Origin of the sequence: Flavobacterium sp. FlaQc-47, from assembly GCF_044006475.1 — a bacterium.
In the GTDB taxonomy this organism is placed as follows: Bacteria; Bacteroidota; Bacteroidia; order Flavobacteriales; family Flavobacteriaceae; genus Flavobacterium.
The window spans coordinates 344,603-370,344 of the sequence record NZ_JBIPCQ010000003.1; the positions used below are offsets into that span (position 1 = coordinate 344,603).

Consider the following 25,742-nt stretch of genomic DNA (forward strand, 5'->3'; position numbering starts at 1 on the left):
AAAAAAGTTTTACATTTGCACTCGCTTAAGCATTTTTACTGGTCTATGGTGTAATGGTAACACAACTGTTTTTGGTGCAGTCTTTCAAGGTTCGAGTCCTTGTAGACCAACAAAAAAAAGCCTCTCAGTCGAGAGGCTTTTTTTATGCGATAAGTTTTTTAAAAATTCCAAATTCCAAATTCCAAATTCCAAATTCCAAATTCCAAATTCCAATTCCAATTCCAAATCCAGATTTCTGGAATAGATAGGGAATAGGTAAGTATTATGAAATTTGTGTTCTGTTAAATAGTTCGAGGTTTTAATGGATCAACACGAAAACCTCTGGAGAGAAAAAAAATACCACAGAACACTCAAAGATTTTTTACTAAGCAAGATGGATATAAACACAAAGACCACAAAGCTATGTCAACACAAAGCTTTGTGGTCTTTGTGTTTGTCAACACACTCTACGATAAAAAACTTTACGTGCTTTGCGGTAAAAATCATCCAGTATATAAATGTAATCTCTCCTAGGATATTTTTTTTACTCCGTTAGGAGTTTAATATTGGTAGGATAAAAATCAACCAGAAAAATATCCCGTAGGGATTAAACTTTTTAAAGCCAATTTATTTATTAAACGAGCAACTTCAATTAACTACTAATCTCTTTTGTGTTTTCCACAACATTTAGTCTTGATCCGTTTTAATCTTGAGAGCAAGGATCATGATGGTTTCTCAATTTATATAGTTTGCAATTTGGAATTTTTAAAATTGGAATTTATATAGTGTTTTTATTTCAAAATTAAAGAAGAAGGAACTACTCCGAATTTCTTTTTAAATGAAAATGAAAAATGAGATAAATCCTCAAAACCAACTCCAATATAAACTTCGGAAGGAGAGTTTCCTTGATTGATTAAATAAAAAGCTTCCTGAAGTCTTTTGTTTAACAGCCATTTTCCGGGCGTTTCCTGAAATACTTTCTGAAAATCTCTTTTAAATGTCGCTAAACTTCTGCCTGTTAGATAGGCAAAACGTGTCAAGTGTACGTTAAAATGGAAATTTTTATTCATAAAAGCTTCCAGGTCTATTTTTCCGGGCTCGTTAAAATCGAATAAGATATCTTTTAATTCAGGATTAACTTTTAGTAAAAGATGAACAGCTTCTTTTATTTTTAAATTAAATAAAGCTTCATTGTTTTCCTCTTCTACTTCGAGATAAGAAATAAGCGAATTCATAAAAGATTTGTAAAGCGGATTTGGGGCTAATGAAATCATCGCTTCAGAATCTGGTTTTTTGTTGACTTTAAAATTAAGTTCTCTGTTTATTTCACGCAGAATTTCCTGATCTAAAAAAAGTGATATTGTTTTGAATTCACCTCCTTCGGGTGGAATTTTTACGAATTTTGCTAAATGATTTCTTTTGCTAAAGCGAAAATCCCCTTCTTTTGAGTGATACGTATTTTTACTGTCAGAAGCTATCATTTCTCCTGAAATCTGATAACTAAACACATGTTCCGGGATAAAATGTTCTCCTTCGCGACTACGCGCAAAATAGCAGGAGTATAGTATTTTCGGTTTGGTGATTATTTTTGCTGTCATATTGTAAAATTACTAAAAGATCCGGAAAAGTCTTTTGAGTAAAGATTTCCGGATCTGTTTTTTTTAAATTTATCGAATCAACGCTTTTGGTTCAAGATAAGCTTCAAGTCCGATTGTGCCAAATTCCCTTCCGATTCCTGATTGTTTAAATCCTCCAAAAGGCGCCATCGGATCATGACCAATTCCGTTTATTTGTACGCGTCCCGCATTTATTTGCGATGCTACTTTGTGAGCTCGTTTTTCGTTTAATGAACTTACATAGGCTTGTAATCCGTAAGTAGTATCGTTGGCAATTTCAATTGCTTCTTCTTCGGTTTTATAAGTAATAATAGATAAAACAGGGCCAAAAATCTCCTCTCTTGCAATTCGCATTTGATTGTTTACGTTTACAAAAACTGTAGGTTTTACAAAGTTGCCTTTTTCTAAGCCTTCCGGTTTTCCTAATCCGCCTGTTAAAACTTCGGCACCTTCATTAATTCCAATCTCAATATAATTTTGAACGCGTTCGTATTGTTTTTTACTAACCATTGGTCCAACTGAAGTTGTTTTGTTTTTCGGGTCTCCGGCAATAGTATTAGATACTGCTTTTTTCACCAGTTCTTTTACTTCTTCAATTCGGTTTTCAGGAACTAATAATCTGGTTCCTGCAATACATGCTTGTCCGCTATTCATGTATGCGGCGATTATTGCAAGCGGAATTGCCTCTGTAAAATTCGCATCGTCAAGAATGATATTGGGTGATTTCCCGCCAAGTTCAAGTGTGACGCGTTTCATCGTTTCTACAGCTTCTTTGGCAATGATTTTTCCAACATTTGTAGATCCTGTAAAGGAGATTTTAGCAACATCAGGATGTCGGCTTATTTCTGCTCCAACTATTTCTCCCAATCCGTTAACGATATTAAAAACACCTTTTGGTAATCCGGCTTCGTGCAGGCATTCTGTGATTAATTGAGTTTGCTGTGCGCTCATTTCGCTTGGTTTGATTACCGCGGTACATCCTGCTGCGATCGCAGTTGAAAGTTTACTGCAGATAAAGCCATTGCTTGAATTCCAGGGAATAATAATTCCAACTACGCCAAGTGGTGTCATTTGAACTTCTGATTCTCCCATTGTTTTGGTAAAATCATAAGTGTTTAAAAGTTGAATTGCCGATTGAAAACTTTTTAGCATATAAGTATAACTGGCCGATGCGAATTGAAATGTTCCTCCGTATTCTTTAATCATTACATTGATAAATTCGTCTTTTCTTTTTTCTATAGAAGATTGAATTTTTTCTAAATATTGAATTCTTTCTGCTGTTGTGGATTTAGAAAAAGTTTTGAAAGCTTCTTTAGCCGCTGCTATTGCTTTTTGAGTGTCTTTTTGATTTCCTAAAAGTACTTTTCCCAGTTTTTCGTTTGTTGTTGGACTAATAAGATCGAAATATTCTGTTCCTTCCGGAGTTGTGAATTCTCCGTTAATGTAAATTTTGTCTATTGTTTTCATGTTGTTGTATTTTATGATTTTATTTGACAAAGATCCAAATTAACCACGCTGCCGACTTTGTTAGAAAGCTCAAAGTAACTTTGTTGAAAAGCTCATGAATATTTCTTTATATTTCAGGTTGTTATTGTAATTGCATAAAAAAAACCTCTGTTAAAGAGGTTTGCCTTGTAAAGAATTGGTGAATTGTTTTTTAAATTTTGAATGTTATGACTGGCTTAACTGCATGATTTACTAAACCTTCGCTAATGCTTCCGTTAAAAAAGTGAGCAAAACCAGTTCTTCCGTGTGTGCACATTCCAATAATATCTGCATTTATACTGTTTGAAAAATTAATGATTCCTTTTTCAATATTAGTATCATTATAAATATGTGTTTCGTAATTATTAAGATTAAATTCACTTGCGAAATCATTCATTGATTTTTCTACAACGTGAGTGGGTTTAAAACTGTTTGGAGTGCAAATAGTAACGAGGTGTATTTTTGTTTCAAATGATCTTGTGAATTTTAATAGTTTTTCGAAAGGTTTTTTTGTTTCGTCAGAAAAGTCAGATGCAAATACAATGTTTGAGGCACTGAAATTTGTAATGTCTTTTTTGATCACCAAAACTGGAATTTCAGAATTACGAACCACTTTTTCAGTATTAGACCCAATTAGCAATTCTTCAATTCCGGAAGAACCGTGAGATCCCATTATGATTAGATCTGCATCATAATCTTTGCTTACTTGTGAAATTCCGTGAATGGGTTTGTCCATTTTTACAATTTCAGTAACCGAAATATCATCTAAATAAGGTCTCGACGAAATTTCATCCAGCATTTCGTTCGCTTTTTTCATGAAAAGCATGGTTTCCGGAATACTTGCTCCGCCTAAAACCGCATCACTCATTTGGCTTGGTAATTCAAGCATGTGTAAAATGATAATTTCGGAGTTGTTTTTTTTAGCAATTTGTGCTGCCACTTTTAGGGCGTCTTCTGCGTGTTCGGAGAAGTCAGTAGGTACTAGAATTTTTTTCATAGTTTTTTGGGTTAAATAATGTGAAATTCTATTGTTTTAATGCTCTTATAAAGATAAGAAATATTTTTAGAGCAATCTATTTATTTTGATTTATAAAAAAAACACTATATTTGCACCGTTATTTATTAAAATCTAAATAATGAGGGGACTAAGTGTCCCCTCTTTTTATAAAATTATGACATTTAAAGAAAAAGTAAACGGATTAATTGCAGAGGCTCTTTTAGAAAAGCCATCTATCTTTTTGATTGATCTGAGTATTTCAGACTCTTTCAAGATTAGTGTTGGTTTAGACGGGGATAATGGAGTGGCGTTGCAGGATTGTATTGATGTGAGTCGTGCAGTCGAGAATAATCTGGATCGTGAAGAGCAGGATTTTTCGCTTGAAGTAGCATCGGTAGGAGTAGGATCACCCTTGAAATTTACAAGACAATACATAAAAAATATTGGTAGATCATTGATTGTTACTACAAATACTGAAAAAATTGAAGCAGAATTAGTGGAAGCTAACGATGTTTTTATAATTTTGTCTTGGAAAGCAAGAGAACCGAAAAAAGTAGGAAAAGGAAAAGAAACAGTTCAAAAAGAGCAACAAATACCTTATACAGAAATTAAAGAGGCAATTGTTACAGTAACATTTTAATTAAAGAATTCGCATGGAAAATTTAGCATTAATCGATTCATTCTCAGAGTTTAAAGATAATAAACTTATTGATCGTGTAACGCTTATGGCAATTTTAGAGGATGTGTTTAGAAATGCATTGAAGAAAAAATACGGTTCTGATGATAACTTTGACATCATTATAAATCCTGATAAAGGAGATATGGAGATTTGGAGAAGACGTGTAATCGTTGCTGATGAGGATCTTGATTTTGAGAACGAAGAAATTACCCTGACTGAAGCAAGATTAATCGAAGCGGATTTTGAAATTGGTGAAGAAGTTTCTGAAGAGGTTAAATTGATTGACTTAGGAAGAAGAGCTATTTTGGCTTTGCGTCAAAACTTAATATCTAAAATTCACGAACACGATAATACCAATCTTTACAAGCAATTTAAAGATATTATTGGTGATATTTATACTGCCGAAGTGCATCACGTTCGCCCAAGAGTTGTTATTTTAGTAGATGATGAAGGGAACGAAATTGTGCTTCCAAAAGAAAAACAAATTCCATCTGACTTTTTCCGTAAAGGAGATAATGTTCGTGGAATCATTGAAAGCGTTGAATTAAAAGGAAATAAACCTCAAATTATTATGTCTAGAACTTCTGAGAAGTTTTTAGAGAAATTGTTTGAACAAGAAATTCCGGAAGTATTTGACGGTTTAATTACAGTTAAAAATGTAGTGCGTATTCCAGGTGAAAAAGCAAAAGTAGCTGTGGATTCTTATGATGATAGAATTGATCCGGTTGGAGCTTGTGTTGGTATGAAAGGTTCTCGTATTCACGGAATTGTTCGTGAGTTAGGAAACGAAAATATCGACGTAATCAACTATACAAGTAATATTCAATTGTTTATTACGAGAGCATTAAGCCCTGCAAAAGTTTCTTCAATCAAAATTGATGAAGAAAACAAAAGAGCTGAAGTGTTTTTGAAATTAGAAGAAGTTTCTAAAGCAATTGGTAGAGGAGGTCATAATATAAAATTAGCGGGTCAGCTAACAGGTTACGAGCTTGATGTTATCAGAGAAGGTGATGTTGCCAGTGGCGAAGATGATGACGTTGAATTAACTGAGTTTTCAGATGAAATTGAAGGCTGGGTTATCGAAGAATTTGCAAAAATTGGTTTAGATACAGCTAGAAGTATCTTAAAACAAGAGGTAGAAGATTTAGTTAGAAGAACAGATTTAGAAGAGGAAACTATTCTTGATGTTATGAAAATACTAAAAGAGGAGTTTGATAGCTAGTTATCTGCTCCAACAACACAACGAAAAAGGTAATAATAAAAAGGTTATATGTCTGAAGAGAGAGTAATAAGAATAAACAAGGTTTTAAGGGAATTAAATATTTCGTTAGAAAGAGCTGTTGATTATCTAAAAGATAAGGGAATTGCTATTGATGCAAATCCAAATGCGAAAATTTCTGATAGCGAATTTAATATCCTACAAAGCCAATTTGCGGGCGATAAGGGGAATAAAGAAGCTTCTAAAGAAGTGGGTGAGGAGAAAAGAAAAGAGAAAGAAGCTTTGCGTGTAGAACGTGAAAAAGAAATTGAAGACAAACGCAGACAAGACGAGGAACGCCAAAAACAACAGGAAGTTATAAAAGCAAAAGCAGTTGTAACAGGACCAGTTCAAGTAGGTAAAATTGATTTGAATCCAACAAAAAAGCCTGCAGTTGTTTCTACTCCTGCTGAGGAACCAGTTAAAACTGAAGAGCCTAAAGCAGTTGTTGCTCCAACTCAACCAGAAAAACCTGCTCAAAAAGAAGTTGTACAGTCTGAGCCTGTGGTTCCTGCTGTAGTTTCTGAAGAGAAAAAGGTAGAAAAACCTATTATTACAGAAAAAGTAGAGAAAGTAGAGAAAAAAGAAGTAAAAGTAGAAAACGCACCTAAAGCTGCACAAGAGCCAGTTGTTTCAACTGATCCTGCAACTGCAGAAGAGACAATTACTACTCAATATCAAAAATTATCAGGAACTACTCTTACAGGTCAAACAATTGATTTATCTCAATTTAACAAACCTAAGAAAAAGAAAGAAGATCCAAAGATAACTCCTAATAAGCCAGGAGCTCCGGGAGCTGGAAATAACGCTAATAAAAATAAGCGTAAAAGAATTGCGCCTAAACCGGGAACTCCGGGTGCGCAAAAACCTGCTACAATTCATCCACCGGGAACTCCAAACCCTAATAAAATTACACCAAATACTGGTGGTGGAGGTTTTAATGCTAACAGAAGTGCAAGACCTGGATTCGTAAAAGGAAACCGTCCTGCAATTGTAGCTAAAGTTGAGCCTACTGAAGAGGAAGTAAAAAACCAAATTAGAGAAACTCTTGAAAAACTTCAGGGTAAAGGTGGAAAATCAAAGGCTGCTAAATACAGAAGAGATAAAAGAGATACGCACCGTCAGAAATCTGATGAGGAGCAAAGAGCAATTGATGAAGGAAGTAAAACAATTAAAGTTACGGAATTCGTTACAGTTGGTGAAATTGCAATCATGATGGATGTGCCGATTACCAAAGTAATTGGAACTTGTATGTCACTTGGTATCATGGTAACCATGAACCAGCGTTTAGATGCTGAAACATTAACTATTGTAGCTGATGAATTTGGTTACGAAGTTGAGTTTATTACAGTTGATATCGAAGATGCTATTGAAGTAATTGAAGATAAAGAAGAAGATTTAGTTGTTAGAGCGCCAATCGTTACTGTAATGGGTCACGTCGATCACGGTAAAACATCTTTACTGGATTATATCCGTAAAGAAAATGTTATCGCTGGTGAGTCCGGAGGTATTACACAACACATTGGAGCATACGGAGTAACTTTAGATAATGGTCAAAAAATTGCATTCTTAGATACACCGGGTCACGAGGCGTTTACCGCGATGCGTGCACGTGGAGCTCAAGTTACCGATATTGCTATTATTGTAGTGGCTGCGGATGATGATATCATGCCACAAACAAAAGAGGCAATTTCTCACGCACAAGCTGCAGGAGTACCAATTATATTTGCAATCAATAAAATTGATAAACCAAATGCTAATGTTGAGAAAATCAAAGAGCGTCTGGCTGGTATGAATTTACTTGTTGAAGACTGGGGTGGAAAAATTCAGTCACATGATATTTCTGCAAAAGTAGGAACAGGAGTAAAAGAGTTATTAGAAAAAGTATTATTAGAGGCTGAGATTTTAGATTTAAAATCAAACCCAAATAAAGCGGCTCAGGGAACTGTAGTTGAGGCTTTCTTAGATAAAGGAAAAGGTTATGTTTCTACAATTTTAGTTCAACACGGAACTTTAAAAGTTGGAGATTATATGTTGGCAGGTAAACATCATGGTAAAATTAAAGCTATGCATGACGAACGTGGACATATAGTTAAAGAGGCTGGGCCGTCAACTCCGGTATCTGTTTTAGGTCTTGATGGTGCTGCAACTGCAGGTGATAAGTTCAATGTATTTGAAGATGAAAAAGAAGCAAAACAAATTGCATCTAAACGTTCTCAATTAATGCGTGAACAATCTGTACGTACACAACGACATATTACACTTGATGAAATTGGTCGTCGTATTGCTCTTGGTCAGTTTAAAGAATTGAACGTGATCCTTAAAGGAGACGTTGATGGATCTGTTGAAGCATTATCAGATTCGTTCTCTAAACTTTCTACTGAAGAGGTGCAAATTAATATTATACATAAAGGGGTTGGTGCAATTACTGAAACTGACGTTATGTTGGCTTCTGCATCTGATGCGATCATTATTGGATTTAACGTTCGTCCTGCTGGAAATGCGAGACAACTTGCTGATAAAGAAGAAATCGATATCCGTTATTACTCTATTATCTACGCTGCTATCGATGACTTGAAAGATGCAATGGAAGGAATGTTAGCTCCGGAGATGAAAGAAGAGATTTTAGGAACAGCTGAAATTCGTGAAATTTTCAAAATTTCTAAAGTTGGTTCAATCGCTGGTTGTATGGTGATGGATGGTAAAATTATGAGAACTTCGAAAATTAGAGTTATCAGAGAAGGTGTAGTAGTGCATACAGGAGAACTTGTTGCATTAAAACGTTTCAAAGATGATGTAAGAGAAGTTGCTAAAGGTTACGATTGTGGTATTCAAATTAAAGGTTATAATGACATTGAAGAAAGAGATGTTATTGAATCATACCATGAAGTTGCAATTAAAAAGAAATTGAAGTAATAATATTCAATAAACATATTTTAAAAGTCCCAATGAAAATTGGGACTTTTTTTGTGTTGTGTTTTTTACAAGTCTTGTTAATTGTTCTGTAATTAAAAAAAAGCAGACTTTATATATATCAGATTTTAATATTATTTTTGATAAAATTATTTAATTATGAGACTATTAATATATTCAGTTGTTTTTTGTTTAAGTTTTTCTCTTCAGGCTTTTTCTCAGGAAGCTGTTGAAAAGAAATCACCGCCAGCCGGTAATGCTGTTATTGGGGATTATTATGGGAAAGATGTTTCTGTAGTTTCTCAGGATAAAGCAATTTCGGTTAAAGAGTTGGAAGGTATGCTGATGAAAGATAAAAAGGCAGATAATATTGTTGTAAAAGGACTGGTGACAGATGTTTGTGAAAAAAGAGGATGCTGGTTGACTCTTAAGACAGATGATGGGGCTTCTTTTTTTGTTAGAATGAAAGATTATGCTTTTTTTGTTCCTACTGCTTTAAAAGGAAAGAATGTTGTTTTAGAAGGCAATGCAGAGAAAGAAGTTACATCTATTGATGATCTGAAACATTACGCTAAAGATGCTAAAAAGCAGCAATCAGAGATTGATGCTATTACTTCCTCAAAAGAAGAAATAAAATTTTTAGCGAGTGGGATTAAAGTCTTGAAATAGTTTAGGTTTTCGGCTCGTTTAGTGATTGGGTAAATCGCGAATTGAATCAGTTTATGTTTGAAAGTTAATAGAGTTTATGTAGATTTTTCACCTTTATTTTTATGCTGATTTTGGTTGAAAATGAGTGAGGATTTGTTTTAATCAAATGCTTTTTTTAACTTTCAATACTTCAGATAATTGAAATAGGAATTCATTACCAAGTTGAAATCTTTTTATTAGAGATTTTCTTTAATGTTTCGGTGTTATTGTATCCAAGCAGTATTTTTACCTGTTATTTAGGGGCTAAATTCCCTGAGTTAAGTAAGCCTATAGGTTAATAAAAAAAAGCGAGATTTAATCTCGCTTTTTTTTATGTCAAATAGTTGTTTTTATTTGCTTGGTTTAATTAAGAAAACGCTTTTGTATTTCTTTTTTATGTCAGCCAGATTTCGTTCGGCTTCAATTCTTGTTTTAAAATTTCCAACCATTACTTTATAGTTTGGAGTATTGAAAATTATTGTTCCGTCGATATTATTGTATTCTCTTTTAAAATCAGATAATGTTTTTTTAGCTTCCTCGCTTTTACCACTGAAAATTTGAATTTTATAAGTGTCATTTGTGTTTATTGACGTGTTAATTTTTCGTTTATCATTCAGTAATTGATCAAATTTGGGATCTTGGTTTACTGTTAAATTTTGGTCTTGAGCATGAATATTATATGCTAAAGTGAACATTGTTAATGTTAAGAAAACTCTTTTTGAAGGGGTTAAAATTCTCATAATGTGATGGTTTTTATGCAAAAATAGTATTTAAAAATTGTATGGAAAATTTTGATATTATTTAGAATTGATATAAATTGATATTTAAGAGTATTTTAAGGTTTTGAGAATAGTTCATAAGTCGTATTTTTGTGCAAGTTTTAAAAGAAGGTATTAGTTTTTCGTTGATTTGATACAGAAAAAATCATACCAAAAATTAGTAGATAATTATTATACTATATGAAAAAGGTGGGTAACCATAATTCGATCTCAAGAAAATTACTACTTAGCTTATCGCTAACGTTAATTTTCTCCCTAACTTCATTTGCTCAAGATGCTGCTGCTACGGCGGCGCCTGAAGCTGCTGCTCCGGCTGCTGCTGCGGGTGGTGATCCAGTAAAAGGGAAGGAACTTTTTAATGCAAATTGCGCTGCATGTCACAAATTAGATGCTAAATCAACTGGCCCTGCCTTAAGAGGTGTTGCTGGTAAACATGAGATGGCTTGGATTTACAAGTGGGTGCATAACAGCTCTGAAATGATTAAATCAGGAGATGCTGCTGCAGTTAAACTTTTTGAAGAAAACAATAAGTCTGTAATGACTGCTTTTCCTCAATTATCGACAGGTGATATTGATAATATTATCGCTTATACTTCTCAGCCTAAAGCTGACCCTCCTGCGGGAAATACTGCTGCTTTGCCAACAGGACCTCAAGCAGAAGGAAGTGGAATTTCCAACAATATTATTTTAGGGGCTCTTGCTCTTGTAATGGCAATTTTAGTTGTGATGTTGTTCATGGTGAACAAAGTGTTGACTAAAGTAGCAGGTAATAACGGTATTGTAGTTGCTCCGAGAGAAGCAAGAACGCCAATTTGGAAAGCTTTTGCTAAAAATCAATTTTTGGTATTAGTTACTTCTATATTTTTGCTTTTGGCAAGTGGTTATTTTGTTTATGCTTACTTAATGCAGGTGGGTGTTGATCAAAATTACGAACCAATTCAGCCAATTCACTATTCTCATAAAATCCACGCTGGAGATAACGAAATCAATTGTAAATATTGTCACTCTGCTGCTCGTGTGAGTAAAAATGCTGGTATTCCATCTTTGAATGTTTGTATGAACTGTCATAAAAACATTTCTGAAGTTGCTGAAACTACTGCTACTCCTGAGTACAGCAAAGCATTTTACGATGCTCAAATCCAAAAATTGTATGATGCTGTTGGTTGGGATAAGGCTAAGCAGGCTTATACTGGAAAAACGCAGCCTGTAAAATGGGTTCGTATTCATAATCTTCCTGATTTTGTTTACTTCAACCACTCTCAACACGTTAATGTTGCAGGAGTTGAATGTCAAACATGTCACGGTCCAGTGCAGGAATTTGAGATCATGAAGCAATATTCTAAATTAACAATGGGATGGTGTATTGATTGCCATAGAAAAACTGATGTTAAGATGGAAGGTAATGCTTACTATGATAAAATTCATGCTGAACTTTCTAAAAAATACGGTGTAGAAAAATTGACTGCAGCGCAAATGGGAGGTTTAGAATGCGGTAAATGCCACTATTAATCGAATTATTAAGATTTTAATATTTATATACAATGTCATCAAACAAAAAATACTGGAAAAGTGTTGAAGAACTAGAGAATAGTTCTATTGTTGAGGCGCTTAGAAATAACGAATTTGTTGAAGAAATTCCTACTGAAGAATTCTTAGGAAATGCGGATGCTTTAGCTTCATCTGGAACTTCACGTCGTGACTTTTTAAAGTACGTAGGATTTAGTACTGCAGCGGTTACACTTGCTGCCTGCGAAGGTCCTGTTCACAAGTCTATACCTTATGTGTTACAACCGGAACAAATCATTCCTGGTGTTGCGGATTATTATGCAACTACTGTTTTTGATGGTTTTGATTTTGCTAACCTATTAGTAAAAACTCGTGAGGGTCGTCCAATTAAAATTGATAACAATACTATTTCTGGAGCTAAGTTTTCAGCCAATGCGAGAATTCATGCGTCTATATTATCATTATATGATAGTATGCGTTTGAAAGAGCCTAAATTGGACGGAAAAAATGGTAGCTGGTCTGCTGTTGATTTGAGAATTAAATCAAGTCTTGCTGAAGCAAAAGCAAAAGGTGGCCAAGTAGTATTGCTGACTAATACTTTAGCAAGTCCATCTACTGAAAAATTAATAGGGGAATTTATTGCTAAAAACCCTAATGCAAAACATGTTGTTTATGATGCAGTTTCTTCATCTGACGCATTAGATGCATTTGAAACAGTTTATGGTGAAAGAGCTCTTGCTGATTATGATTTTTCAAAAGCTTCTCTAATTGTTTCTGTTGGTGCTGATTTGTTAGGTGACTGGCAAGGTGGTGGATATGATGCAGGATATGCACAAGGTAGAATTCCATCAGGATCTACCGGAGCTAAAAAAATGTCTCGCCATTTTCAGTTCGAATCAAATATGACATTGTCCGGAGCTGCTGCTGATAAACGTATCCCAATGAGTGTTGCGGATCAAAAGCAAGCTTTAGTTCAAATTTATAATATAATTACAGGATCTTCTGTTGCTGTTTCTTTAGATGCTAAATTTAAGGCTGAAGTGGTTAAAGCTGCTCAGCAATTGAAATTAGCGGGTTCTAAAGGTGTTCTAGTTTCAGGAATTGAAGATAAAAATGCTCAATTATTAGTTTTAGCAATCAACCAGTTGTTGGCTAGTGAAGCTTTTAATACTGTAGGTACAAGACAAATTAGAAAAGGATCTAATGCAGTTGTATCTCAATTGATAAAAGACATGAACGCCGGAAGTGTTCATACTTTAATCATGAGTGGAATTAATCCGGTTTATACATTAGCTGATTCATCTTCTTTTGTATCTGGATTGAAAAAAGTAAAAACTTCGGTAGCATTTTCTTTAAAAGAAGATGAGACTGCATCTATAACTACAATTGCTGCTCCGGTTCCTCATTACTTAGAGGCTTGGGGAGATGTTGTAATTACAAAAGGAACTTATAGTTTAACTCAGCCAACTATTCGTCCTATATTTAACACAAAACAATTTCAAGACGTTTTATTGTCGTTGAATGGAACTCCTGGAAATTTCTACGATTATATCAAAGCTAATTCAGCTTCAGTAATAGTTGGTTCTTCTTGGAACAAAGTTTTACATGATGGTGTTTTTGTTATTGGTTCATCTGCGTTAGCTGCAGGATCTGTTGATTATAGTGCCGCTGCAAGTGCTGTTGCAAAATCAAGATCTGCAGGAGACTTCGAATTAGTATTATATACTAAAACAGGTATGGGTGACGGACAACAAGCAAACAATCCTTGGTTGCAAGAGTTCCCGGATCCAATCACAAGAGTTTCTTGGGATAACTATGTAACTGTTTCGAACGCTGATGCTAAGAAATTAAACTTATCAAATGAAATTGTTGCAAACGGAGGTTTAAACGGAAGTTACGCTACAATTACTACTGCTGATGGGTTAAAATTAGAAAACGTTCCGGTAATTGTTCAGCCAGGACAAGCTGTTGGTACAGTTGGTTTAGCATTAGGTTATGGTCGTAAGGCTGCTTTGAAAGAAGAAATGATGGTAGGTTTAAATGCTTACTCTCTATATAAAAATTTCAATAGTGTTCAATCTGTTTCTATTGCGAAAGCAAATGGAGTTCATGAGTTCGCTTGTGTTCAGGGACAGAAAACATTAATGGGAAGAGGAGATATTATTAAAGAAACTTCTCTTGAAATTTTCAACACTAAAGATGCAGAACATTGGAACGAACAACCAATGGTATCTTTAGATCACCAGGAAGTAGCAGCTACAACAGTTGATTTATGGGAATCATTTGATCGTTCTACAGGACATCACTTTAACCTTTCAATTGACTTGAACGCTTGTACAGGTTGTGGAGCATGTGTTATTGCTTGTCACGCTGAAAACAACGTACCTGTTGTGGGTAAAGCAGAAGTAAGAAGAAGTCGTGATATGCACTGGTTGCGTATTGACAGATACTATTCATCTGAAAGCACTTTTGAAGGTGATAACGAAAGAAAAGAGAATATCGCTGGTTTGTCAAGTTCATTATCTACATTTAATGAAATGGAAAAACCAGGGGATAATCCACAAGTTTCTTTCCAGCCGGTAATGTGTCAACACTGTAATCACGCACCATGTGAAACAGTTTGTCCTGTTGCTGCAACTTCTCACGGTCGTGAAGGTCAAAATCATATGGCATACAACAGATGTGTTGGTACTCGTTACTGTGCAAACAACTGTCCTTATAAAGTACGTCGTTTCAACTGGTTCTTGTATAACAAAAACAGTGAATTCGATTACCACATGAATGATGATTTAGGACGTATGGTATTAAATCCAGACGTAAACGTTCGTTCTCGTGGAGTTATGGAAAAATGTTCTATGTGTATTCAAATGACACAGGCGACTAAGCTAAAAGCTAAAAATGAAGGTCGTCCGGTTGCTGATGGTGAATTCCAGACAGCATGTTCAAATGCTTGTTCTTCCGGAGCAATGATATTTGGTGATGTTAATGATGCTGAAAGCAAAGTTGCTAAATTAGCTGCTGATGATAGATCATACCACTTATTGGAGCATGTTGGAACAAAACCTAATGTGGTTTACCATGTTAAAGTTAGAAATACTTAGAATAAATTATTAATTAAGAAACATATAAAGGATTATGTCGTCTCACTACGAAGCACCCATTAGAAAACCTTTAGTTATAGGTGATAAATCTTATCACGATGTAACTGTAGATGTAGCTGCACCTGTTGAAGGTCCGGCAAACAAACATTGGTGGATTGTATTTTCAATCGCATTAATAGCCTTCCTTTGGGGGTTAGGTTGTATAATTTACACCGTATCTACCGGTATTGGAACATGGGGATTAAATAAAACAGTTGGTTGGGCCTGGGATATCACGAACTTCGTTTGGTGGGTTGGTATTGGTCACGCCGGAACATTAATTTCTGCGGTATTATTACTTTTCCGTCAACGTTGGAGAATGGCTATTAACCGTTCTGCAGAAGCAATGACTATCTTCTCGGTAGTTCAGGCAGGTTTATTCCCAATTATTCACATGGGTCGTCCATGGTTAGCGTACTGGGTTTTACCTATTCCAAATCAATTTGGATCACTATGGGTAAACTTTAACTCACCGTTACTTTGGGATGTATTCGCAATTTCTACGTATCTTTCAGTATCATTAGTTTTCTGGTGGACTGGTTTGTTACCTGATTTTGCAATGCTACGTGACAGAGCAATAACACCTTTTAATAAACGAGTATATTCTATCCTGAGTTTTGGATGGAGTGGTAGAGCTAAAGACTGGCAGCGTTTTGAAGAAGTATCATTAGTATTAGCTGGTTTGGCTACACCTCTTGTACTTTCTGTACACACGATTGTATCGATGGACTTTGCTACTTCTGTAATTCCTGGATGGCATACAACAATTTTCCCTCCGTACTTCGTTGCTGGAGCGGTATTCTCAGGATTCGCAATGGTAAACACTTTGTTGATCGTTATGAGAAAAGTTTCTAACCTTGAAGCATATATTACACTACAGCATATCGAGTTAATGAATATTGTAATCATGATTACAGGTTCTATCGTAGGGGTAGCATATATCACTGAGTTATTCGTAGCTTGGTATTCAGGAGTAGAGTATGAGCAGTATGCGTTCTTGAACAGAGCTACCGGGCCTTACTGGTGGGCATATTGGTCAATGATGACTTGTAACGTTTTCTCTCCACAATTTATGTGGTTCAAGAAATTAAGAACAAGTATCATGTTTTCATTTATCATTTCGATTGTAGTAAACATAGGAATGTGGTTTGAAAGATTTGTAATTATTGTTACTTCTTTACATAGAGATTACCTTCCATCTTCTTGGACAATGTTTTCACCAACATTTGTTGATATTGGAATTTTCATCGGAACTATTGGTTTCTTCTTCGTATTGTTTTTATTATACTCAAGAACATTCCCTGTAATTGCTCAGGCAGAGGTAAAAACAATTTTGAAAGGAACAGGAGATAATTACATTAGACAAAGAGCAAATAAAGATTCACATCATGAGTAATAAAGTAATATACGCCATTTATAATGACGATGATATTTTGATGGATGCAGTAAAGAAAACCAGAGCTGCTCATCATCATATTGAAGAAGTTTTTACTCCATTCCCAGTTCACGGGTTGGATAAAGCTATGGGTTTAGCACCAACAAGATTAGCAATTTGTGCATTTTTATATGGATGTGTTGGTATCTCTTTTGCTACATTCATGATGAGTTATATAATGATTCACGATTGGCCACAAGATATTGGAGGTAAGCCAAGTTTTAGCTTCATTCAAAATATGCCGTCATTTGTACCAATTATGTTTGAGATGACAGTATTTTTTGCTGCCCACTTAATGGTTATTACTTTTTATATGAGAAGTAGATTATGGCCATTCAAACAAGCTGAGAATCCTGATGTAAGAACAACAGATGACCATTTCTTGATGGAAATTGCTGTAAATGATAATGAAGCAGAACTAGTTTCTTTCTTTGAAGGTACAGGAGCTGTTGAAGTTAAAGTAATTGAAAAGAATTAATTGTAGCTATGAAAAGGATATATAAAATAACACTTTTAGTTGGTATAACTATTTTAGTTTCATCTTGCCACAATAATTCGGCACCAAACTATCAGTATTTCCCTAATATGTATGAGTCTGTAGGTTATGAAACCTATTCAGAAGCAAAAATATTTAAAGGTGGAAAAGAAGGACAACTTCCTGCAGAAGGAAGTATTAACAGAGGTTTTGAACCTTATGAATATGAAAATTCAACTGCTGGTTATGAATTGGCTAAAGCTAATTTAAAATCGCCTTTGGATTCTATCGAAAGAAATTCCGGAAAAGGAAAAGAACTTTTCGAAATTTACTGTATCAGTTGTCATGGTGCATCAGGAAACGGTAAAGGAAAATTAGTTGAAAGAGAAAAATTTCTTGGGGTACCTAGCTATAAAGACAGAGAAATCACTGAGGGAAGTATCTTTCATGTTGAAACTTATGGTTTAAATGCAATGGGTTCGCATGCAAATCAATTAAGTGCCCACGAACGTTGGTTAGTTGCTGACTATGTTCTAAAACTAAAAAGCCAATTATAATTGTTGAACAAACTGATCGTAATAGATATGTATACATTTTCAAGTAAATTAAAAACTTTTTCTATCATCCTAATGGCCCTTGGTGTATTAGGAATTGGATATGGTTTTTTAACTGCTCCTAAAGATATTCAAGAAGTTGAAAAAATTCTTGCTGCAGATGAACATGGTTCTCATGGTGCTGCACATGAAGCAACAACGGAGACTTCACATCAGGAAGCCGGACATCACGAAGCTGCTGAAGCTTCACATGAATCGCACAAAGGTGGCGAGCATGAAAAAGTTAGTGCTGCTGATGAGCATAAAGAACATTTAAAACATGTATTGCACCAATTGCAAAATAAGCCTTGGTCAGCTTTATATGTTGCTTGTATTTTCTTTTTACTGCTTTCTATGGGGGTTTTAGCATTTTATGCTATTCAACAAGTTGCTCAGGCAGGTTGGTCTCCAGTTTTGTTTAGAGTTATGCAGGGAATCACGTCTTATTTGCCAGTGGGTTCTGTTATTTTCTTTATCATTTTAATTCTGTGCGGATTACACTTTAATCACATATTTGTATGGTTAGGTGAAGGAGTTACAGATCCTAATAGTGCAAACTATGATAAAATTATTGCTGGAAAAGCGGGATACTTAAACTTTCCTTTCTGGATTATCAGAGCAGCTATCTTTTTAATAGGATGGAATTTATACCGTCACTATTCAAGAAAAAACTGTTTAGCTCAAGATGACGCTAATGATGATCTTTACTACAAAAAGAACTTTAAGTTATCTGCCGGATTCTTAGTATTCTTTATCGTTTCTGAGTCTATCATGTCTTGGGATTGGATTATGTCTTTTGATCCACACTGGTTTAGTACTTTATTTGGTTGGTATGTTTTTGCTTCTTTCTTTGTAAGCGGAATCACTTCAATCGCATTAGTTACTATATATTTAAAATCTAAAGGATATTTAGAGTATGTAAATACAAGTCATATTCATGATTTAGCTAAATTTATGTTCGGTATCAGTATTTTCTGGACATACTTATGGTTCTCTCAATTTATGTTGATCTGGTATGCTAACATTCCTGAAGAGGTTACTTATTTTATAACAAGAATACAATTATATAATTTACCATTCTTTGGTGCTGTTGTTATGAACTTTGTATTCCCATTATTAATATTGGTTAATACTGATTTTAAACGTCTTAGCTGGGTTATTGTTATGGCTGGTACAGTTATTTTATTAGGTCACTATGTTGATTTCTTTAATATGATTATGCCGGGTACAGTTGGAGATAAATGGTTTATTGGAGTTTCTGAAATTGCATCTATACTTTTCTTCTTAGGTTTATTTATTTTTGTAGTGTTTACTGCATTGACTAAAGCTCCTTTGTTAGCAAAAAGAAATCCTTTCATTGAAGAAAGTAAACATTTTCATTATTAATATTTAAAGAAGTAAACAGATGACAAGTTTGTTGGTAATTATAGTTTTAGTTTTATTAGCAGTTGCATTATGGCAATTGACCAAGATATTTGATCTTACTCAAGTGGGATCTTCTTCGGACGATTCTCAGGTTGCATCAGATAATGATAATAATGTTCAAGGGTATGTTATGTTTGGCTTTTTAGCTTTCATCTACATATTTACGATTTACGGTTTACTAAAATGGGGTAATTTAGCACTTCATACTCCTGCTTCAGAGCACGGACTTTTGGTAGATAACTTAATGAATATTACTTGGGTTTTAATTTTTGTAGTTCAGTTTATTACACAAGGTTTATTATACTGGTTTTCTTTTAAAAATAGAGGACATAAAGATAAAAAAGCTTTATTCTTTGCTGATAGTAATAAATTAGAAGCACTTTGGAGTATTATTCCATCTGTAGTTTTGGCTTGTTTGATCCTTTATGGATTGTATGCATGGAACAACATTATGTTTGTTGATAAAGACGAAGATGTAATTGAAATCGAATTGTATGCACAACAGTTCAAATGGACTGCAAGATATGCCGGACAAGATAATGTTTTAGGAAAGGCTAACGTACGTTTAATCGAAGGTATTAATACTTTAGGTGTTGATATGTCAGATAAAAACTCAGCTGATGATATTGTAGTTTCTGAATTGCATATTCCAAAAGGTAAAAAAATACATTTCAAAATGCGTTCTCAAGACGTATTGCACTCAGCTTACATGCCTCACTTTAGAGCGCAAATGAACTGTGTTCCCGGAATGGTTACTGAATTTGCTTTTATTCCAACTTACACAACTTCTGAATACAGAGAGTTACCTTTTATGGTAGAGAAAGTTGCAAACATCAACAAGCTTAGAGCTGAAAAAAGTGTTGATTTAGTTGCTAAAGGTGGTACAGCTTTAGATCCTTATACATTTGATTATTTATTATTATGTAATAAAATTTGTGGAGCTTCTCACTACAACATGCAAATGAAAGTAGTGGTTGATACACCTGAAGATTATAAAAAATGGTTAAGCGAAAAAACTACTTTATCACAGGATATTAAAGCGGCAGCTGCTGCTAAAGAACCAGCTGAAGGAGCAAAAGCAACTACAGATAGTACAGCTAAAGATACTGTGAAAGCGGTAATTGATACTGTTAAAGCAGCTATAGCTAAAGTTGCTATGAAATAATATTTATTTAAGAAAATTTAAAGTACACATATATGTCAGCAGAAGCGCACGATCACGATCACGCACACGATCACGAGCACGAACATCATCATAAAGACACGTTCATTACTAAATATATCTTTAGTATTGATCACAAAATGATTGCTAAGCAATACTTAATTACCGGTATTATAATGGGTATTATTGGTATTGCAATGTCCTTGCTTTTTAGAATGCAATTAGCATGGCCAGAGGAGTCTTTTAAAATCTTTAATGTTTTATTAGGAGATAAATTTGCACCTGATGGTGTAATGGCAAATGATATTTATTTAGCTTTAGTAACAATTCACGGTACCATAATGGTATTCTTTGTACTGACAGCTGGTTTAAGTGGTACTTTTAGTAACTTACTTATTCCGCTTCAAATTGGAGCAAGAGATATGGCTTCCGGATTTATGAACATGATTTCATACTGGTTGTTCTTTTTATCTGCTGTAATAATGTTATCTTCTTTATTTGTTGAAGCTGGACCGGCTTCTGCAGGTTGGACAATATATCCTCCATTAAGTGCTTTACCACAAGCAATTCCAGGTTCTGGAACAGGTATGACTTTATGGTTAGTTTCAATGGCGATCTTTATTGCATCTTCTTTAATGGGATCTTTAAATTACATCGTTACTGTTATCAATTTAAGAACTAAAGGAATGTCTATGACCAGACTTCCACTTACAATATGGACATTTTTCGTAACAGCTATTATTGGTGTTATTTCATTCCCTGTATTGTTATCTGCTGCATTATTATTGATATTTGACAGAAGTTTTGGTACTTCATTCTTCTTATCTGATATTTATATTGCGGGAGAAGTTTTACATTACCAAGGTGGATCCCCAGTATTGTTCGAACACTTATTCTGGTTCTTAGGACACCCTGAGGTTTATATCGTAATTTTACCAGCGATGGGACTTGTTTCTGAAATTATGGCTACGAACTCTCGTAAACCAATCTTCGGATACAGAGCGATGATTATGTCAGTTCTTGCAATTGCATTTTTATCTACAATTGTTTGGGGTCACCATATGTTTATTTCAGGTATGAATCCTTTCTTAGGATCTGTATTTACCTTTACAACATTATTGATTGCAATTCCATCTGCTGTAAAAGCATTTAACTGGATTACAACTTTATGGAAAGGTAACTTGCAATTTAACCCTGCAATGTTATTCTCTATTGGAATGGTTTCTACTTTCATCACTGGAGGTTTAACTGGAATTATTTTAGGAGATAGTACTTTAGATATTAACGTTCACGATACTTACTTCGTTATTGCTCACTTTCACTTAGTAATGGGTATCTCGGCACTTTATGGAATGTTTGCTGGTATTTACCACTGGTTCCCTAAAATGTACGGAAGAATGTTAAACAAAAACTTAGGTTATATTCACTTTTGGGTAACAGCAGTTTGTGCTTATGGAGTTTTCTTCCCAATGCACTTTATCGGATTAGCTGGTTTACCAAGACGTTATTACACAAATACAAACTTCCCATTATTTGATGATTTACAAAATGTGAATGTTTTAATTACAACATTTGCTCTTGTAGGAGGTGCGTTCCAATTGGTATTCTTATACAACTTCTTCAGTAGTATTTTCTACGGTAAGAAAGCAGTTCAGAATCCATGGAAATCTACAACATTAGAATGGACTACTCCGGTAGAACATATTCACGGTAACTGGCCAGGTGAAATTCCTCATGTATACCGTTGGCCATATGACTACAGTAACCCAAATCACGATGTAGATTTTGTACCGCAAAATGTACCAATGAAAGAGGGTGAAGAAGTTTTACACCACTAAAAATAAATCAAAAAGACCATCTGAGAAGATGGTCTTTTTTTTGTTTCAGTTAAATATAAATTCCAATATTTTAAATTCCAAATTCCAATACGAGGTTAAACTTAATTATAATTTTGTAATTTAAAATATTGGAATTTCCTTTTTTTATTTGGAATTTATCTATTTTACAAACTGATTACTTTGTCTATCTTTGTAAAATGAATGAGAACCTAGATCCCACTACAAATGGGTACAACCCTGAAGAATTTGATCTTGAAAAAAAATTACGTCCGCTGTCATTTGATGACTTCGCCGGACAAGATCAAGTTTTAGAAAATTTAAAAATTTTTGTTGCTGCCGCCAATCAGCGTGGTGAAGCTCTTGATCATACACTTTTTCATGGTCCTCCCGGATTAGGAAAAACCACTTTGGCTAATATTTTGGCGAATGAACTTGAAGTTGGAATTAAAATTACTTCAGGTCCGGTTTTAGATAAACCAGGAGATTTAGCTGGTTTATTAACGAATCTTGACGAAAGAGATGTTTTGTTTATCGATGAAATTCATCGTTTGAGTCCAATTGTTGAAGAGTATTTATATTCGGCAATGGAAGATTTTAAAATTGATATTATGATTGAGTCTGGTCCAAACGCCAGAACAGTCCAAATCAATTTAAATCCATTTACTTTAATAGGGGCAACAACTCGTTCAGGATTATTGACTGCGCCAATGCGCGCGCGTTTCGGAATTTCATCCCGATTACAATATTATACTACTGAACTTTTGACCAGTATTGTGGAAAGAAGTTCTTCTATTCTTAAAATGCCAATTTCATTAAATGCTGCTATCGAGATTGCCGGTAGAAGTCGTGGGACACCTCGTATTGCCAATGCATTATTACGCAGAGTACGTGATTTTGCACAAATAAAAGGTAATGGAACTATTGATCTTGAAATTGCACGTTATGCTTTAAAAGCGCTTAATGTTGATGCACATGGACTTGATGAAATGGACAATAAAATCTTGTTGACCATAATCAATAAATTCAAAGGCGGACCTGTTGGACTTTCAACTTTAGCGACCGCTGTTTCTGAAAGTAGTGAAACTATTGAGGAAGTTTATGAACCATTCTTAATTCAGGAAGGGTTTATTATGCGCACACCACGTGGAAGAGAAGTTACAGATAAAGCGTATAAACATTTAGGTAAAATAAATACCAATATTCAAGGCGGATTATTTTAATTTTATTATAAGTAAATGTCCGAAAGTAGAAAATATAATTACCCAGACAGGCTTTCAATAGTAAGATTTCTTCTTGATGCTGAAGGAGTGCGTAGAAATCCGATTCCATTTCATAAAAGATATTTTGATCAATTTGGAGATTCTTTTTCTCTTAAAATTGGTGCTTCGAAGCATATAATTCTATCAAGGGATAATGAAGTTGCCCAATATATTTTGCAAAAGAATCAAAAGAATTATCATAAATCTAAATTTCAGTCTGTATATCTTTCAAAATATTTAGGTAAAGGTCTTTTAACAGTTGATGGCGATTTTTGGCTCAAACAAAGAAGACTTATTCAGCCTGCTTTTCATAAGCAAAAGATGAATCAATTGGTTGAGAACATGAATGGAACTATTACTTCTGAATTAGGCAGTTTAGTGGAAGAAAAACCAATTGATCTTTTTCCTGTAATGAGTCAGTTAGCATTTAATGTTGTGGCTAAATCATTATTTCAGCTTTCAATTTCGGACGAAAAATTAAATCGTATAAAATATATTATTGAAGAGGTTCAGAATTTCTTAATTAAAGAAATCAGACTTCCTCATAAGGCTTGGTGGTTTTCTTTAAGCGGGCAAGTTAAAAAACATCTTGAATTAGCTGAGGAGAATAATCAGATCATTCAGGAGATAATTGAAGACAGAATGACTTCGAATGAAGAAATTAATGATCTTCTGAATATGCTTTTGGAAACTCGTTATGAAGATACTGGAGAAGGCATGTCAGTACGTCAATTAGTTGATGAAATTAAAGTGCTTTTTATTGCGGGACATGAAACTACAGCGAATGCCTTAACTTTTACATTACATCTTTTAGGAAGAAATCCTGAGGTGCAGCAGAAAGTTTTTGATGAGATTGTAGAAATTCAATCTCAAACAAATGATATAGTAGAGCAACTTCAGAAGATGACTTATACGAATGCAGTCTTAAACGAATCTATGCGTTTGTATCCTCCAGCCTGGATTACTGACAGGCAAAACGTGACAGATGATACCCTTGCTGGTTTTTATATAAAAAAAGAAACCTTAATTGGTGTTTCTTTTTATGAGCTGCATCGCAATCCTAAATATTGGGATAACCCGGAGGAATTCAATCCGGAACGTTTTCTTGGTGAGCAGAAAAAGCAATCGATGCAATATTTTTATCCGTTTGGTGCGGGCCCCAGAATGTGCATTGGATCCGGATTTGCTATTTATGAAATGTGTCTGACGATTTCTCAAATAGTAAAAAAATATGTGATTAAATCTACTAATGAAACTGTGCAGTTTAATCCTTTAATTACACTAAAACCAGTTGGAGTAGAAGTATTATTCTCTAAAAGATGACAATTAATTCTAAAGAGACATATTCGAATTTTATAAAATCAGAAGCAAAACGACTTGGTTTTCTTTCTTGTGGAATTTCTAAAGCGGGATTTCTGGAAGAAGAAGCGCCACGACTTGAAAAATGGCTGAATAATAATCATCATGGTCAAATGACCTATATGGAGAATCATTTTGACAAACGATTAAATCCTACTTTATTAGTTGATGATGCAAAGAGTGTTGTTTCTTTATTACTCAATTATTATCCGGAGGAAACTCAAACTCAGGAAAGTTTTAAAATTTCGAAATATGCTTATGGTCAGGATTATCATTTTGTAATTAAAGAAAAACTAAAAGAATTTTTACATTCCATCCAAGAAAATATCGGTGATGTTTCAGGGCGTGCTTTTGTAGATTCTGCCCCTGTTTTAGATCGTGCCTGGGCTGCTAAAAGTGGATTGGGATGGATTGGGAAAAGTGGTAATCTACTGACTCAAAAGGTAGGTTCGTTTTATTTTATTGCTGAGCTTATCCTTGATTTAGAATTAGAATATGATCACGCTACTACAGATCATTGCGGTTCTTGCACAGCCTGTATTGATGCTTGTCCTACACAAGCAATTGTTGCTCCGCATGTAGTTGACGGGAGCAAATGCATCTCTTATTACACCATTGAGCTCAAAGAAAATATTCCTTATGAAATGAAAGGAAAATTTGATGAATGGATGTTTGGTTGTGATACCTGCCAGGATGTTTGTCCATGGAATCGGTTCTCGAAACCTCATTCAGAACCTTTATTTAATCCAAATCCCGAATTGCTTTCTTTTTCAAAAAAAGATTGGATTGAAATTACAGAAGAAACTTTTCGTGCTGTTTTTAAAAACTCCCCAATTAAAAGAACCAAATTTGATGGTTTAAGACGAAATGTTAAATTCTTAGAATAAAAACTTACACTTGTTTTTATTCTTTAGGAAGTATACTTATTTTTTCTTGATTTTATTCGATTTGTAGGATTTTACCTTTTTGTTTTAAAATTTTGATAAAAAATGACAATTCTCCAAAAAATTAAGAATTTTCTGTTGTTTCGTTATCAAATAGTTAACTTTTTTGTTCTCTTAAGTTAATTTTATTCTCTTAAATATGTAATTCAACGTTTATCCATGTAGTTTGACGAATAAAGTAGCTAGTACAGAGGTGTTTGTATATTTTCGCGA

19 protein-coding genes and 1 tRNA gene are annotated in these 25,742 nt (G+C 34.3%); 16 read left to right on the forward strand and 4 right to left on the reverse strand.

Annotated features, from left to right (window positions below):
• Positions 1–39: 39 nt before the first annotated feature.
• Positions 40–110, forward strand: a tRNA-Gln gene (locus ACHRVX_RS11080).
• A gap of 660 nt (positions 111–770) precedes the next feature.
• Here the strand turns inward: ACHRVX_RS11080 and ACHRVX_RS11085 are convergent.
• From ACHRVX_RS11085 to ACHRVX_RS11095, 3 genes are all read right to left on the reverse strand, one after another.
• A complete protein-coding gene (locus tag ACHRVX_RS11085) occupies positions 771–1,577 on the reverse strand; it encodes a helix-turn-helix domain-containing protein (protein WP_395332146.1) in 807 nt (268 codons plus the stop codon).
• A 69-nt stretch (positions 1,578–1,646) separates the two neighbouring features.
• Positions 1,647–3,062, reverse strand: coding sequence for an aldehyde dehydrogenase family protein (locus tag ACHRVX_RS11090; RefSeq protein WP_395332148.1), 1,416 nt, complete (start codon positions 3,060–3,062; stop codon positions 1,647–1,649).
• A gap of 190 nt (positions 3,063–3,252) precedes the next feature.
• Positions 3,253–4,077 (reverse strand): universal stress protein, encoded by an 825-nt coding sequence (locus tag ACHRVX_RS11095; RefSeq protein ID WP_395332150.1) that lies wholly within the window; start codon positions 4,075–4,077, stop codon positions 3,253–3,255.
• A gap of 175 nt (positions 4,078–4,252) precedes the next feature.
• Here ACHRVX_RS11095 and rimP point away from each other — a divergent pair, with 175 nt between their 5' ends.
• The 4 genes from rimP (at position 4,253) to ACHRVX_RS11115 (ending at position 9,596) form a co-directional block, all read left to right on the forward strand.
• Positions 4,253–4,717: a ribosome assembly cofactor RimP gene (rimP, locus tag ACHRVX_RS11100; protein WP_395332152.1), complete on the forward strand. Its 465-nt coding sequence runs from the start codon at positions 4,253–4,255 to the stop codon at positions 4,715–4,717.
• A 13-nt stretch (positions 4,718–4,730) separates the two neighbouring features.
• Positions 4,731–5,978: a transcription termination factor NusA gene (gene nusA, locus ACHRVX_RS11105; protein ID WP_065448016.1), complete on the forward strand. Its 1,248-nt coding sequence runs from the start codon at positions 4,731–4,733 to the stop codon at positions 5,976–5,978.
• 48 nt (positions 5,979–6,026) lie between these two features.
• Positions 6,027–8,930, forward strand: a complete 2,904-nt coding sequence (gene infB / locus ACHRVX_RS11110) for a translation initiation factor IF-2 (protein ID WP_395332154.1) — start codon at positions 6,027–6,029, stop codon at positions 8,928–8,930.
• Between the two features lie 156 nt (positions 8,931–9,086).
• Positions 9,087–9,596, forward strand: a complete 510-nt coding sequence (locus ACHRVX_RS11115) for a DUF4920 domain-containing protein (RefSeq protein ID WP_395332156.1) — start codon at positions 9,087–9,089, stop codon at positions 9,594–9,596.
• 368 nt (positions 9,597–9,964) lie between these two features.
• Here the strand turns inward: ACHRVX_RS11115 and ACHRVX_RS11120 are convergent, their stop codons facing one another.
• The gene (locus tag ACHRVX_RS11120) at positions 9,965–10,354 is read right to left on the reverse strand and encodes an SPOR domain-containing protein (protein WP_395332158.1); all 390 of its coding nucleotides are present in this window, start codon (positions 10,352–10,354) and stop codon (positions 9,965–9,967) included.
• A 219-nt stretch (positions 10,355–10,573) separates the two neighbouring features.
• On the opposite strand from ACHRVX_RS11120, the gene ACHRVX_RS11125 reads away from it, so the two are divergent.
• The 11 genes from ACHRVX_RS11125 to queG all read left to right on the forward strand — a co-directional run bounded on the left by ACHRVX_RS11125 (position 10,574) and on the right by queG (position 25,472).
• Positions 10,574–11,902 carry a cytochrome c3 family protein gene (locus tag ACHRVX_RS11125; protein WP_395332160.1) on the forward strand — a complete coding sequence of 443 codons (1,329 nt, stop codon included), beginning with the start codon at positions 10,574–10,576 and terminating at the stop codon, positions 11,900–11,902.
• Positions 11,903–11,934: 32 nt separating this feature from the next.
• Entirely contained in the window at positions 11,935–15,000 is a 3,066-nt protein-coding gene (locus ACHRVX_RS11130; protein ID WP_395332162.1) for a TAT-variant-translocated molybdopterin oxidoreductase, read from the forward strand.
• 34 nt (positions 15,001–15,034) lie between these two features.
• A complete protein-coding gene (gene nrfD, locus ACHRVX_RS11135) occupies positions 15,035–16,435 on the forward strand; it encodes an NrfD/PsrC family molybdoenzyme membrane anchor subunit (protein WP_395332164.1) in 1,401 nt (466 codons plus the stop codon).
• Positions 16,428–16,952 (forward strand): DUF3341 domain-containing protein, encoded by a 525-nt coding sequence (locus tag ACHRVX_RS11140; protein WP_394776493.1) that lies wholly within the window; start codon positions 16,428–16,430, stop codon positions 16,950–16,952. The genes nrfD and ACHRVX_RS11140 overlap by 8 nt, the downstream gene beginning before the upstream one ends.
• Positions 16,953–16,960: 8 nt before the next feature.
• Positions 16,961–17,506, forward strand: coding sequence for a c-type cytochrome (locus tag ACHRVX_RS11145; RefSeq protein WP_395332166.1), 546 nt, complete (start codon positions 16,961–16,963; stop codon positions 17,504–17,506).
• A 27-nt stretch (positions 17,507–17,533) separates the two neighbouring features.
• Positions 17,534–18,928 carry a quinol:cytochrome C oxidoreductase gene (locus ACHRVX_RS11150; RefSeq protein ID WP_395332168.1) on the forward strand — a complete coding sequence of 465 codons (1,395 nt, stop codon included), beginning with the start codon at positions 17,534–17,536 and terminating at the stop codon, positions 18,926–18,928.
• 19 nt (positions 18,929–18,947) lie between these two features.
• The gene (locus ACHRVX_RS11155) at positions 18,948–20,132 is read left to right on the forward strand and encodes a cytochrome c oxidase subunit II (protein ID WP_395332170.1); all 1,185 of its coding nucleotides are present in this window, start codon (positions 18,948–18,950) and stop codon (positions 20,130–20,132) included.
• Between the two features lie 32 nt (positions 20,133–20,164).
• Complete coding sequence (locus ACHRVX_RS11160; protein WP_395332172.1) at positions 20,165–21,967, forward strand: cbb3-type cytochrome c oxidase subunit I; 1,803 nt, start codon at positions 20,165–20,167, stop codon at positions 21,965–21,967.
• Between the two features lie 197 nt (positions 21,968–22,164).
• Positions 22,165–23,187: a Holliday junction branch migration DNA helicase RuvB gene (gene ruvB / locus ACHRVX_RS11165; protein WP_395332174.1), complete on the forward strand. Its 1,023-nt coding sequence runs from the start codon at positions 22,165–22,167 to the stop codon at positions 23,185–23,187.
• Between the two features lie 15 nt (positions 23,188–23,202).
• Positions 23,203–24,549: a cytochrome P450 gene (locus ACHRVX_RS11170; protein WP_395332176.1), complete on the forward strand. Its 1,347-nt coding sequence runs from the start codon at positions 23,203–23,205 to the stop codon at positions 24,547–24,549.
• Positions 24,546–25,472: a tRNA epoxyqueuosine(34) reductase QueG gene (gene queG / locus ACHRVX_RS11175; protein ID WP_395332178.1), complete on the forward strand. Its 927-nt coding sequence runs from the start codon at positions 24,546–24,548 to the stop codon at positions 25,470–25,472. Before ACHRVX_RS11170 ends, queG begins: the two co-directional genes overlap by 4 nt.
• The last annotated feature ends 270 nt before the right edge of the window (positions 25,473–25,742 follow it).

Bases quoted from the DNA above. Each gene is read 5' to 3' on its own strand.
- ACHRVX_RS11085 (WP_395332146.1), bottom strand. From the start codon at position 1,577: ATGACAGCAAAAATAATCACCAAACCGAAAATACTATACTCCTGCTAT.
- ACHRVX_RS11090 (WP_395332148.1), bottom strand. From the start codon at position 3,062: ATGAAAACAATAGACAAAATTTACATTAACGGAGAATTCACAACTCCG.
- ACHRVX_RS11095 (WP_395332150.1), bottom strand. From the start codon at position 4,077: ATGAAAAAAATTCTAGTACCTACTGACTTCTCCGAACACGCAGAAGAC.
- rimP (WP_395332152.1), top strand. From the start codon at position 4,253: ATGACATTTAAAGAAAAAGTAAACGGATTAATTGCAGAGGCTCTTTTA.
- nusA (WP_065448016.1), top strand. From the start codon at position 4,731: ATGGAAAATTTAGCATTAATCGATTCATTCTCAGAGTTTAAAGATAAT.
- infB (WP_395332154.1), top strand. From the start codon at position 6,027: ATGTCTGAAGAGAGAGTAATAAGAATAAACAAGGTTTTAAGGGAATTA.
- ACHRVX_RS11115 (WP_395332156.1), top strand. From the start codon at position 9,087: ATGAGACTATTAATATATTCAGTTGTTTTTTGTTTAAGTTTTTCTCTT.
- ACHRVX_RS11120 (WP_395332158.1), bottom strand. From the start codon at position 10,354: ATGAGAATTTTAACCCCTTCAAAAAGAGTTTTCTTAACATTAACAATG.
- ACHRVX_RS11125 (WP_395332160.1), top strand. From the start codon at position 10,574: ATGAAAAAGGTGGGTAACCATAATTCGATCTCAAGAAAATTACTACTT.
- ACHRVX_RS11130 (WP_395332162.1), top strand. From the start codon at position 11,935: ATGTCATCAAACAAAAAATACTGGAAAAGTGTTGAAGAACTAGAGAAT.
- nrfD (WP_395332164.1), top strand. From the start codon at position 15,035: ATGTCGTCTCACTACGAAGCACCCATTAGAAAACCTTTAGTTATAGGT.
- ACHRVX_RS11140 (WP_394776493.1), top strand. From the start codon at position 16,428: ATGAGTAATAAAGTAATATACGCCATTTATAATGACGATGATATTTTG.
- ACHRVX_RS11145 (WP_395332166.1), top strand. From the start codon at position 16,961: ATGAAAAGGATATATAAAATAACACTTTTAGTTGGTATAACTATTTTA.
- ACHRVX_RS11150 (WP_395332168.1), top strand. From the start codon at position 17,534: ATGTATACATTTTCAAGTAAATTAAAAACTTTTTCTATCATCCTAATG.
- ACHRVX_RS11155 (WP_395332170.1), top strand. From the start codon at position 18,948: ATGACAAGTTTGTTGGTAATTATAGTTTTAGTTTTATTAGCAGTTGCA.
- ACHRVX_RS11160 (WP_395332172.1), top strand. From the start codon at position 20,165: ATGTCAGCAGAAGCGCACGATCACGATCACGCACACGATCACGAGCAC.
- ruvB (WP_395332174.1), top strand. From the start codon at position 22,165: ATGAATGAGAACCTAGATCCCACTACAAATGGGTACAACCCTGAAGAA.
- ACHRVX_RS11170 (WP_395332176.1), top strand. From the start codon at position 23,203: ATGTCCGAAAGTAGAAAATATAATTACCCAGACAGGCTTTCAATAGTA.
- queG (WP_395332178.1), top strand. From the start codon at position 24,546: ATGACAATTAATTCTAAAGAGACATATTCGAATTTTATAAAATCAGAA.